Source organism: Vibrio sp. S9_S30, from assembly GCF_014694455.1.
GTDB lineage: Bacteria > Pseudomonadota > Gammaproteobacteria > Enterobacterales > Vibrionaceae > Vibrio.
This window is the reverse complement of record NZ_JAAUWT010000008.1, coordinates 54,269-66,378: the sequence shown is the minus strand read 5'-3', so window position 1 is coordinate 66,378 and position 12,110 is coordinate 54,269. Positions and strand designations below refer to the sequence as shown.

The window sequence follows — 12,110 nt, the reverse complement described above, 5'->3', positions numbered from 1 at the left end:
GGTAAATGATAGGGCGTCGCGGTAAATGATCCGTGCGTTGAGGTCAATGACCAGCGCATCATGAGGGCATGACCTTCACCTCATAAGAACAGAAAAGAGCATCCATTGGGATGCTCTTATTCGTTGTATCGTAAGCGTACTGAATCAAACGCGTTGCTACTGAGTCAGGCGGAATTTGAAGAACTCACTGGTGCCGTCGTCATTGTCACTGGCAAGCACACCGCGAATTGCCCGCGATTCATCAAGTGTCACAGAGACGGATTCCACCTTAGTGATCAGCGGTTTCCCTTTAATGGAAACGGGTTTGGCTGCACTCGTGAGGTCGAGTACTTTACCGGATTCAAGTTGAGATACAGGGAAAGAACCGACAAAACTGCCGAGAATTTCACCGTCGTTGTATGCGTCGCCTGTCGCCTCAACCGAGGCCGTAAACACCAATCGTTTGGCTTGTTTCCAATAGGTTGCGCCGGAAAGCCCTGCTTCAAACCCTCCAACCTTTGGCAAGGTAATTTTGTTGGTGCCTAAGTTAGCGATGGAGTCTGTTTTGCCCATGAGGTAATCCTCAAACTGCTGGACGGGGGCCGTGAATATCACGTTTGAGCCACCGTTTCCTCGGTTAAGAAGGAAAACCGTACCTTCAGAAGCGGCTAAACCTTCAATATTGAGTTCTTCAACACCGTAATCACGGCTGGCTCGATACAGTTGTTTGTAGAGAGGAACGAGTGAACGTTCGATTCGGATCTGCTTGTCTTGGCTAACAACAAATGCCCACTCGCGAATGTTTGCCTTACTTCCAGAGCCAAGCATGACAAACGAAGGCTTACCGTTAACGTTGAGTAATTCCATGGCTTCATAATCGGGTTTTACTTTTTTGAGGATTCGCCCATTGTCTTCAACTGGGTAGTGCTTGATGAGATCCTTATCGGCGACTCGGAAGTTTAAACCAATTTTATATAGCCAAGGCGAATCGTCGCCCACGGCATAAACCATATCTTCGGTGTAAACAATTCCGGAAGCGGAAGGGAAGACAGTATTTTGCGTTGGAGTCGACACCGTTAGGTCGGCTGCGTTAGCGGAAAATGGCAGTCCAATGGCAAGAGCGGTAAATAAAAATCCTTTTTTCACTGAAAGTCCTTAGTGTGTTGCGATGCATATCTCAAAAGCTACCATCTACCCGAGCAATGAACCAGATATGTATTCGAAAATTTCCGTTAGTACAAAGGAAATATGAATGCAATCACATACATCGTGTTTCGCTGTGATGTCATACATTTGGCATTTGTGGTCTCTGGCAAATCTGAGTCTAGTATTCCGAAAATCTGGAAAAGTGTGGTGCTTTTCTGAGCGATTACTTCGATCAATATCGTGATCAGGGGAATGTGCATTTGGTGCCGAAAATGGCTAGTTTAGGTTCTCAAATCGCGTAGACTAAATCACATCCGCTTTCTATCGCTTAGCGGCAAAGATGCACCTTCAATCAGATATTCCAAATAAGGAAAGGATACAAATGGAAAATCAGCCACTTTCAATAGAGGAATGTCAGCGAGCGAGAATGGCGAGAGATCATCGGTTTGATGGGCGTTTCTATGTTGCGGTAAAAACAACCGGAATTTTTTGCCGCCCAATATGCCCAGCCAATTTACCGCAGGAAAAGAACGTCATGTACTATTTCGACCAGGCACAAGCCTTACAAGCGGGGTATCGCCCGTGCTTGCGCTGCCGGCCAGACAGTGCACCCAGTTCTTGGGCTTGGAAAGGGGTTGAAACCTCCTTTCAGCGTGCCATCACGTTGATAGAGCAGGGGGCACTGCAATCGGGGAGCATGTTTGATTTATCCGACCGTTTAGGGATATCGGATCGCTACTTAAGAAAGCTCTTCGATCAATACCTTGGCATGTCTCCTAAGCGGTATGCTCAATACCACCAATTGATGTTTGCAAAGCAGCTTCTGCACGAGAGCACAATAAGCATTAGCGACATTGCGTTTGCCAGTGGTTTTAATAGTGTTAGGCGGTTCAACGATGCCTTTAAACATTTATTAAAACTGACGCCGACACAAGTACGACGAGCTGAAAAGGAACCCTCCCAAACCAACCATATAAGGTTAGGGTTCAAATCCCCTATGCACTGGAAACACATGTTGGGCTTTTATCGGATGCGCGCCATTGAAGGGGTTGAAACGATTGGGGATGATTTTTACGAGCGGCATTTTAGCTTAAATGGATCAAAAGGGTGGTTTCGGGCTTCTGTGATTTCTAACCAGCACATGCAGGTTGAATTCGAACTTGATGACATTACCCAGCTGAAAGCGCTGGTGGTGAAGCTACGCCGAATGTTTGATCTTGATGTGAACATCACCGAAGTTGAGCACCACCTAACAGCGATAGCGTCAGATCTTATCCGAGAAAGTGGGATCAGAATCCCCGGTGTTTGGAGCCCCTGGGAAGCAGGGGTAAGAGCCATCCTAGGGCAGCAAGTTTCCGTAAAAGCAGCGATAGGCCAGCTTAACTTGCTCACTGAAAAATTGAACTCAACAGACAAATCAAAAGGCAATTCGGGTATCCGATATTTCCCTACGGCAGAACAAGTGGTGAATGCGGATTTGAGCTTTCTTAGAATGCCCAATAGTCGAAAAGAGACGCTGGCTCGATTTGCAGAGTATTGTTTGAACAATCCAGATGCCGATCCATCTGAATGGATAGAAATCAAAGGGGTTGGACCGTGGACCATTCATTACGCACAGCTTCGTGGTCTATCCCTAGCCAATTGCTTTTTAAGTGGCGATCTCGTCGTTAAGAAGGCTATGGTCCACTATCCAGACATGTCTCCTGACAATGTCGCCCCGTGGGGCAGTTATGCCACCTTACATTGTTGGAATTTACCGCTATGAAAAATGTATCTGAAAACGTTTATACCCTTTTGTCCAGCAAACTGGGTGATGTCACGATCCAAGCGAATGATGACGGTTTGTTAGGCATTTGGTTTGAAACGCATACGACAAAACCACAAGAACTCGGTCGTGAAGATCGCCACCATAAAGTGTTAGCTGAAGCGTGTAAGCAGCTAACAGAATATTTCGAAGGAAGCCGAAAAACCTTTGATGTACCACTCGCAGCAAAAGGCACCGATTTCCAAAAACAGGTGTGGCAGGCATTAACGCAAATACCCTTTGGCGAAACATGGAGCTATCAAGATCTCGCGAACACCATTGGTAACCCTAAAGCGGTGCGAGCCGTCGGGCTTGCCAACGGAAGAAATCCCATCTCGGTGATCGTGCCGTGTCATCGCGTGATAGGCAAAAGCGGCAAGTTAACCGGATACGCGGGCGGGCTAGAACGTAAAGAAGCGTTATTGAAGCTAGAAGGGATTCTTTGAACAAAATATCTTCTGCGCGGGTATCAAATAAAAGTGTTGAGCTGGCAGCGGTCATTATGGCTAGGTCATTTCATTTGTCAGTGCTAGAAACCAAATGGGCATCGTTAACACCGATCTAATAGGCTTTCTTATTTAAAATTAAGGCTTACTCATTGATTTAAATGGTGATTTAAATTGGCAACACAATCGCTCGCTTCTTGTTGAAGAAACGCCATCACGGTTTGTATGGATTGAATCGACTGGAGGTTAGGTGCCACGCCTAGGTAGTAACTGTGGCTGCTTAACAAGGGCGCTTTAATGGGAATGTTTAATCGACCGGTAAGAATGTCGTGATCCAATAGGAATATTGAACTCAACGCCACCCCCATATTTTGCTGCAATGCGACGATGATGGTTTGCTGGTCGTGCAGCATCTTCGATTGATATTGTTTAACGTCAAATTTATCTGCTGATTCATTACTGTATTTGTTAAACCACTGTTGCCAGAGCTTGTCGGTATGAAGCAGCAATAGACAGTTCTTTTTCAGTTTATTGATATTGCTGATTTCAGCGCCAAGTAACGGGCCGGCAACAGGGTAGAGTATATCGTGAAACAACAGTGATAATTCGGTGGGCTGCCAATTGGATGTCGTAATATCGCCTTCTAAAATCGAAATGTCTGCACCCGTTTGATTAGGCGGCAGTGGAGAGTCTGCATAATTGAGTAACAGTTCTATATTAGGGTGCTGTTTCCAAAATTTGGGCAGTCGGTGGGAGAGCCACTGTGCGCCGAATGTGTGACTTAAAGATATCACCACTTCCTGCCGTTGCTTAGTGCTCGTGATTTCGCTTATGCCTGCACGAAAGTGCTGTAGGCCGCTATGCGTATGCTCATACAAGGCTTGACCGTCCGCCGTGATTTCTAGGTTACGGCCTAAGCGAGTAAACAGTTGTGTTGAAAGGAATTGTTCAAGGTATTTTATCTGATGAGACACTGCCGCCTGAGTAACGAATAACTCTTCAGCGGCAAGGCTGAAGCTTTTGTTTCTTGCAACCGCTTCAAACACTTGTAAGGATTTTAACGTTGGAAGCATATCAACGACTCAAGCAGCAACAGATTCATGTTGAACAGCACTGTGGTATTACTCAATGGCATGCAAACACCCCCTCTACTTCAAGCGCGCTGCAAGTAACAGATAGACGGCAGAAGACCATGCAAACGCTCGGTCTCTAAGGCCATCCCCCGTTTTTGCATTATAGTTTTCTGCCATACCTGAGTGTGCCGCCATTTTTACATATTTATCTGCGATTTCATTCGCTAACGAAAACTGTTGAACCGAATCAAGTGCCGAGACCATTAAAAAAGTGGTCGGTGCCCAAATGGGACCCCGCCAATACCCATCGTCATTATAGAGCGGGCTTTTTAGACTTTCCGTGGCAAGGCCGTGATTAGTAAGAAAACGATTGGGCTCACTAACGTTATCGATGAGCTTGTTGCGGATATGAACAGGTAATCGTTCTCCCAACAAGAGTGGTAGGTTGAGAATTAAACTATCGCCATCGGTAACTGCTCGACCAGAATCGAGCTTACGGGCGACAAAGTGGTCACCCGTCCACAGTTGTTCAATTAGCTTTTCTTGTAGGGCATCCGCTTTGTCCGACCATTTACGAGCCGATGTGACCTTGCCCAAACGTTTGGCAATGTTACTCAGCACATCCATTTGTAGAATCAGAAACGTGGCTAAGTCTGGGCTCAACAATGGACCGCCTTGGTTAAAGACCGTGGCATTGTCCCATCCGGAATCGTTGCCATGGAAATACACCGGCAGAGGAGAGAGGATATTTTCCGCAACGAGAAACCAATAGTCAGTCCAGCGACTGAGCACGTGATAAATTTCAGCAAGTCGATCAACGGTGTAAAACTCGGGTGCAGCGTCAATCATTTGAGACAATGCCCAACCGTGAATTGGGGGTTTGGTAAAGTTGAAAAAAGCATATTGGTCGTTGATAAAATCGGGGATAAGACCACACTCGTCTTGGTGATCAAAAATCACCATGACCTGATCATAAGCGAGTTGGGGCTGCGTTTTTGCAAGAGACAATGCCACAAAGCAGTTGTCCCACGACCAGATGTTGATCATCCAGTTTTTAGACATATAGATGGATGGTCTAGTGAGTTGTCCTTTCACTGGCACGCCGTTAGCCCACAAGATATAGTTTGCTTCAATGGCCGTCGCGCTATCGCAGGGTCTCACAGCAATACTCTGAGACAACCAGTGTTCAAAGTCGGCTTTTGAACTTTCAATGGCTTGATCAATTGTTACCTTGGTGAATTTAGGGGCTATGGTTTGAAAAAGGACCATATTGCCTGCCATTCTATTTTCGCTATCGCAACGCCATCGCATGGAAATACGTTCAGCTCGCTCATCTTGCCATGGCGCAGAAACCGCTAAGCTCCCTTGTGTGGTCGAGATCTGTGCTTTGAGATCCTCTTCGAAACAGCCAATATGCCAATCGCCATTGGGTAGGGCTTGGGCTAGGTCAAAGTCTCCCGTTTTTCGCTCTAAACGCAATCCAAGGTTAAACCCTTCGAAATAGAGTGTCTCTTCATCGCCAATGGCAAGCTTTATCCAACCTTCTTTGCTTTTCAACGTTAAACAAGAGGCGGTAAGTTCGGTGGTGAAGGCTACGGTATTGCAGTGATTATCAACGGGAATAATCTGAAATAGACGCCCTAAACGTTCGTTAAGATCGCCGCCCTTGACAGAGCGGATATACAGGCTTTTCTTATCGTGTTTAGGGTCGTCTTTTAACCAAGAGATAGTGAGAAAGCGATTTCTCTTTGAAAAAGGCAGCTTGGAGGCATCCAAAATTGTATCACTCAATAAAGTCAGCATTTCTAATCCTTTTATCCCTTAACTCCACCAGCAGTGGTGCCTTCTACGATGTGTTTTTGTGCAAAGAAAAACAGTACTAATGGTGGAATAACCAATAAAGTCGTGATTGAAGCGATACCGAGTATGTCTATCTCTTTGGTGGTTTTGAACATAGCGAGCCCAAGTGTCAGGGTGTACTGTGATTGATCATTGAGGAAGATAAGTGGCCCTAAATAATCGTTCCATGAGTTCATAAAATGAAAGGTGCCGACTAATATCAGTGCCGGAATCATCAAAGGTAAATGGATTGACCAATAGATCCTAAACGGACCAGCACCGTCCATTTTCGCCGCCTCATCAAGCTCTTTTGGTATGGTCATGATGTATTGGCGCAATAAGAATACGAAGAAGGCCTCGGAAAAGAAGGCTGGAATGATGAGTGGTTTTAGAGTGTTGAGCCAGCCAAGAGCATTAAATTCCATATACAAAGGAATCATTTTTACTTCCCACGGGATCATCATGGTGGAGAGCAATAAAATAAACAGAAAGTTACGACCTTTAAAATCGAAACGCGCAAAACCGTAAGCGACTAAAGAAGAAGAGATAACTTGACCAAAAGTCGACAACAGCACCACGGTAACGGTATTCATGGTGTAAGTTTCAAAAGGCTGGCTATTCCAAGCAATAACAAAATTTTCCCAACGAAAAACATCCGGAATGAACTTTGGTGGGTACTCCCATAACTCAGGCTCTGACTTGACGGCACTTAAAAAGGTCCATACGAATGGCATGATAAACAGGATCGACAACATCAGCAGCAAAATGTATATGTGGCTCTTACGCATGATCAAAGGCTTCCATTTCTAATGAGATTTCATCGGCTCAAGTCCCGGCGTTTTACTGCGTTATTTAAAGTGCTAACGGCGATATTTAAAGTGTTATCGGCGATATTTACGGTTGGGTTTTCTTGCTTTTTATTTCGGATTCGTAATACACCCATGCTCCAGACGACTTTATGATAAGACCTGAGAGCGTCAAAATGATGAGGAACATAACCCAACTAGCGGCCGAGGCGTAGCCCATCTCGAAATACTCAAAAGCGTTATCGTAGATATACATGGCAAAGAAATAGGTGGATTGAAGCGGTCCGCCTTTTGTGAGGAGCAGTGCGATGGTCAGCTGTTGAAAAGCGGTGATGACACTGGTGACCAGCACAAACAAAATCACGGGAGACAGCATGGGCACGGTAATCGCGAAAAACTGGTAATACGTTGGCACGCCGCTAATGGTTGCTGACTCGTACAAATCTTGGGGAATGTTCTTTAACCCAGTTAGGAATATCAACATGGTGGTACCAAGCCCCCAAAGGCTGGCGATGACGATTGACCACAACGCCCAATCGGGAGAGCCAAGCCAGTTTGGCCCATCGATGCCTGCAAAACTCAGCATATAATTTAAAATGCCATATTCATCGTTATAGACCCAACCCCATATTGTTACGAGCGCCACGCCAGATATGACGGACGGGATGTAAAAAATGGTGCGAAATACACCAGCGCCAACCACTTTTTGATTCAGCAGCAGGGCAAGTAGTAGGGAAATAAGCACGTTGTAAGGAACAAATAGGGCAGCAAACTTGACGGTAACCCACAGTGATGCCCAAAAGTCGGGGTCTTCTGTGGTCATTGTGATGTAATTGTCGAGCCCGACAAATGTGCGTTCACCGACCACGGGCCAATCATAAAAGCTCATCACGAAAGAGAGGGCAATTGGCCCAGCCGTAAAGGCGAGAAACCCAATGATCCACGGGGAAATAAAAAGGTACGGCGTCAGAGCATCTTTTCTTTTTTGAGCGCGATGACGTTTCTCATCCCATACTTCATTACTCATAGCCGACCTGTATTGTGGTTAATGTTTGGAGTAGAGAGAAACAGACACCTCGTATCTGCTCTTCTCTAATGCTTAGTTAAAGACTCGGTTAACAAACCCTAAAGATGCCTTTTCGATTTCTTCACAGCCGTATTTAAATTCTCTTCCGCGCTTCCTTCGCCAAGCATGGTCGCTTCAATGGCGTAAGCGACGTTTTTAGAAATCTTGTCCCAGTTTTTATGTTTCAGGAAAGCTGGGAGTTGTTTATCCGAGCGCGCTAGCATCTCATAAAACGGTTGGTAAACAGGGTTTGTGGTATAGCCTAATTCTTGCGCAACACTGTTGCGTACCGGAAGGTCGTTTGTTCGCATTTTCACGGCTTCAGGAGACATATAGTATTTAACAAAGCGCCATGCTAAATCCTGATTTTTGCTGTCTTTAGCGATCGATATTGCAGCTGCATTGACGGCCGATTGCGAGGTTTTGTCACCAAATTTAGGTAAGAGCGCAACGCCATAATTGATTTTGGCTTCATCAAAGTCTGCTTTATCCCAAATGGCACTTTCAAACATCGCGACTTTGCCGCCTGCAAACAGCGATGAACCTGATGTCACGTCGCCAACACCGTATACCACGGCTTCTTCTTTTTTCACCATTTGGCTAAAGGTGTCTAGCATTTCGATCGCTTGTGGGCTGTTAACATAGCCATCGATCGCGGTGCCATCTTCACTAAGAATGGTCGCGCCGTTAGACCAGAAGAACTGTTCAAAATCAAATAAATCGGGTTTGGCTGGTACAGCGAAGCCATACGTTTTGCTCTCTTTATCACGAAACTTGGCAGACTTTTCTCGTAAGTCTGACCATGTCCAATCCGCGGTAGGATAGGCCACATTGGCAGCATCAAACATGTCTTTGTTGTACCACACAATGTGAGTGGTAAAGCCCACTGGCATGCCATAGACTTGGCCACCTATGGTTGACGAGTTGATCAGCCCTTGAGGAATGTCCTCCATGTTGAGTTCTTTGGTATCGCGCTTAATGAGTTCATTTAAAGGCTGAAGAGACACTTGATACTTAGGGAAATTCCACATGTACATGACGTCTGGCGGATTGCCACCACCAAATGAGGCGATAAGCTTTTTGTCATACCCTTCAGCGTACGCTTCAACCCGAATCGTTGTGCCTGGATTTTGCTCTTCAAATTTCTTGGCAATCGCCTTTTGAATGTCCAAACTTGTGCCACCATCCCAGGTAGCGAAACGCAATACTTCTTCTGCACTGGCCACTGGTGCCAAACACACGCTAATGACACTTGCGATCGCTGCACATAGTTTTATCTTGGTATTCATCCTGAATTCTCCGTGATATTAAGGCTTACAAAGCCATCAGCTGGCTTGTGTCCTCGGTTAGTTTGCGTGGTAGCGCTTTCCCACTTTCGTCGAACAGCAAGCAGCTACTAGATTCAAAGCCAAGCTCAATTGAGGTACCGAATTTGATCGGTTGCGTACCGTTGCTCGAGCAAATTAACGTTATTGTTTTGTCGTTTAATACGGATTCACTGTAAATGATGCTTTCAGCCCCTAGGCGTTCGACTACCGTCACCATTGAACAAATTGAGTATGTTGTATTGCGGTCAATAGTGAACTCATGTGGTCGAATGCCTAATGTGAATTGGCTGCCAATAGGGTATGACACGAGGGCATTTAACTCAGAAGTCGCGTTTAAATCGCCAGTCAGCTCTAATTCGTTAGCCGATTCTAATTCTATGGTGACGTCGCGGTTAAACATGGGTGACGATATCGTGACGCTGTTGCCTTGTATAGCAACCAACTCGGCGGGTAAAAAATTCATCTTAGGTGAGCCAATAAACCCCGCGACAAAAAGATTGGCAGGGCGGTGATACAGCTCTAGAGGCGTAGCAAACTGCGCCACATAACCGTCGTGAAGAACCACCACTCGGTCTGCTAATGTCATCGCCTCAATCTGATCGTGAGTGACATAAATCATGGTGGCTTCAAGATCGTGGTGCAATTTTGCCAGCTCGGTTCGCATGCTGACACGAAGGGCGGCATCTAAATTAGAGAGGGGTTCGTCGAGTAAGAATATTTTCGGGTTTCGAACAATCGCTCGACCAATGGCCACTCTTTGCCTTTGCCCCCCTGATAGCGCTTTTGGCTTTCGCTTTAGCAGCGGCGTCAGTTGCAGAATATCAGCGGCATTGTGAACCAACTCGTCTATTTGTTGTTTGCTTTTTCCTTGCAGTTTCAACCCAAACGACATGTTTTTATACACCGACATGTGAGGGTAAAGTGCATAAGACTGAAACACCATAGCGAGGTCTCGCTTAGCCGCAGGAACGAGGCTCATTTCATTGCCGTTTATAAACAGCTCACCCTCGGTGATCTCTTCGAGGCCAGCGATACTGCGCAGCAATGTTGATTTTCCACACCCAGAAGGACCAAGAAAGCAGACGAATTCTTTATCTTTAACCGTTAGGTTTATATCTTTTAGGACATCGACGTCACCGAACGATTTTTTCAACCTACTGATTACAAGATCTGCCACATTCCTTTCCTTATGGGTTACCTCTTTATCGGAAAGTGAGTATTTATAATGGTTAACAAAAGGTAAAATTATTTTTGATGTTTTAAGTATTAGTTAAAATAATACTTAAACTATTGCCGTTTGAATCGATGGAAAATACATCGAAGATGTTTGAAGCTCAGAGCTTAGTGATGTTGAACGTTTAATTTCATCTAACACACTGTATTTATTTAATATAAATATTAATTACCGTTACCGTCGGTCATTCAATGGGTTCGATTACGCAATCATTAGGTGGTGATTTATATGCGCGTTGTTTTTTATGGAAAGCGACAAGGCTTTATCCTGTGGAACACAGGAAGAATGGTATTTATTTGGTAAAAATGAGAGTTTAAACATTTGTAAATCCACCCTTCAAATTATCCTTTTTCTCTGGCGTAATGTAACTATTATTTTTATCATTTTTCGTATTTAGGAAGGAAAAGTGAACGGGATTTTAATTGTCATCCTGCCTTTGTTTATTGGCTATTTAATTAAAGTATCAGATAAAAACAGAATCCATCATGTTGGTATGCTGAGCCGTTGGTTGGTGAAACTTATTTTGTTTGTCATGGGAGTAAGTGTCACAAATTTGGATAATTTTGGCTCTAATATTGCTCAGGTCGCCACAATCTCTAGTGTGTTCATGCTCTGTATCGGCGGATGTTTCCTCATTCTTTTTCCTCGTTTAGAAAGATGGCATCGCATAGAAACAAAGCGTTCAGGCAAGGAAATACCATTGGCGGTATTAATGAAAGATTCTGGCTTGGTGCTGGGTGTGGTGATTCTCGGCGGCGTTGTGGGCATTGCGGGTGAATGGTCACGAGAATGGCTGAACTTTTTAAGTGAAAGTATCTTGGTTGTTCTGTTGCTGCTCATTGGTATTGAGCTCAGAAATAGTGGCCTGACGTTAAAACAGATCATTCTTAATCGACAGGGCTTAACAATTGCATTATTTACGGTTCTGATCAGTTGGTTAGGCGGTTTATTGGGCGCAGTCATACTGGGGCTGCCTATTCTTCATGGCATGGCAATGGGGTCAGGGTTTGGTTGGTATTCGTTGTCAGGGATTTTAATTGGTGAAGGTCTTGGCCCTGTATTTGGCAGTGCAGCATTAGTGGTTGAGTTGGGGCGGGAAATAGCCTCGATTTTATTGATTGGTTTTGCTATTCATCGATATCCGGCCACATCGATTGGGTATGCAGGGGCAACGGCGATGGATTTTACGTTGCCGGTTATACAAAGTTACGGCGGCATTAAAACGGTGCCCATATCCATAGTCAGTGGATTCGTGCTGAGCTTATTGGTACCAATATTGATCCCCTTTTTTCTGTATTGGTAGTTCTTTATTGGTCATATCGCTTACGAACATATTACGCTTTAGCCAAATCGCTTTCTTATTCAGTGTCTAGCCGAACCTTTAAACTT

The 12,110-nt window shown here is 45.0% G+C and carries 10 protein-coding genes; 3 read left to right on the top strand and 7 right to left on the bottom strand.

Annotation, left to right across the window (positions count from 1 at the left end):
- Positions 1-156 precede the first annotated feature (156 nt).
- The gene (locus tag HC752_RS11285) at positions 157-1,125 is read right to left on the bottom strand and encodes a DUF6929 family protein (protein WP_190335228.1); all 969 of its coding nucleotides are present in this window, start codon (positions 1,123-1,125) and stop codon (positions 157-159) included.
- Positions 1,126-1,507: 382 nt separating this feature from the next.
- On the opposite strand from HC752_RS11285, the gene HC752_RS11280 reads away from it, so the two are divergent.
- Both HC752_RS11280 and HC752_RS11275 read left to right on the top strand, forming a co-directional pair.
- Positions 1,508-2,890, top strand: a complete 1,383-nt coding sequence (locus HC752_RS11280; RefSeq protein WP_190335227.1) for a DNA-3-methyladenine glycosylase 2 family protein — start codon at positions 1,508-1,510, stop codon at positions 2,888-2,890.
- Positions 2,887-3,375, top strand: a complete 489-nt coding sequence (locus HC752_RS11275) for a methylated-DNA--[protein]-cysteine S-methyltransferase (RefSeq protein ID WP_190335226.1) — start codon at positions 2,887-2,889, stop codon at positions 3,373-3,375. Before HC752_RS11280 ends, HC752_RS11275 begins: the two co-directional genes overlap by 4 nt.
- Positions 3,376-3,524: 149 nt before the next feature.
- On the opposite strand, the gene HC752_RS11270 is transcribed toward HC752_RS11275, so the two are convergent.
- From HC752_RS11270 to HC752_RS11245, 6 genes are all read right to left on the bottom strand, one after another.
- Positions 3,525-4,448: a LysR family transcriptional regulator gene (locus tag HC752_RS11270; RefSeq protein WP_190335225.1), complete on the bottom strand. Its 924-nt coding sequence runs from the start codon at positions 4,446-4,448 to the stop codon at positions 3,525-3,527.
- 75 nt (positions 4,449-4,523) lie between these two features.
- The gene (locus tag HC752_RS11265) at positions 4,524-6,251 is read right to left on the bottom strand and encodes an amylo-alpha-1,6-glucosidase (RefSeq protein ID WP_190335224.1); all 1,728 of its coding nucleotides are present in this window, start codon (positions 6,249-6,251) and stop codon (positions 4,524-4,526) included.
- An 11-nt stretch (positions 6,252-6,262) separates the two neighbouring features.
- Positions 6,263-7,075, bottom strand: a complete 813-nt coding sequence (locus tag HC752_RS11260; RefSeq protein WP_190335223.1) for a carbohydrate ABC transporter permease — start codon at positions 7,073-7,075, stop codon at positions 6,263-6,265.
- A gap of 106 nt (positions 7,076-7,181) precedes the next feature.
- Complete coding sequence (locus HC752_RS11255) at positions 7,182-8,120, bottom strand: carbohydrate ABC transporter permease (RefSeq protein WP_190335222.1); 939 nt, start codon at positions 8,118-8,120, stop codon at positions 7,182-7,184.
- A gap of 98 nt (positions 8,121-8,218) precedes the next feature.
- Positions 8,219-9,448, bottom strand: coding sequence for an ABC transporter substrate-binding protein (locus tag HC752_RS11250; protein WP_190335221.1), 1,230 nt, complete (start codon positions 9,446-9,448; stop codon positions 8,219-8,221).
- 25 nt (positions 9,449-9,473) lie between these two features.
- Positions 9,474-10,664 carry an ATP-binding cassette domain-containing protein gene (locus HC752_RS11245; protein ID WP_190335220.1) on the bottom strand — a complete coding sequence of 397 codons (1,191 nt, stop codon included), beginning with the start codon at positions 10,662-10,664 and terminating at the stop codon, positions 9,474-9,476.
- Positions 10,665-11,127: 463 nt separating this feature from the next.
- Between HC752_RS11245 and HC752_RS11240 the strand changes: the two genes are divergently transcribed.
- Complete coding sequence (locus tag HC752_RS11240; RefSeq protein WP_342029469.1) at positions 11,128-12,024, top strand: lysine exporter LysO family protein; 897 nt, start codon at positions 11,128-11,130, stop codon at positions 12,022-12,024.
- Positions 12,025-12,110: the final 86 nt, after the last annotated feature.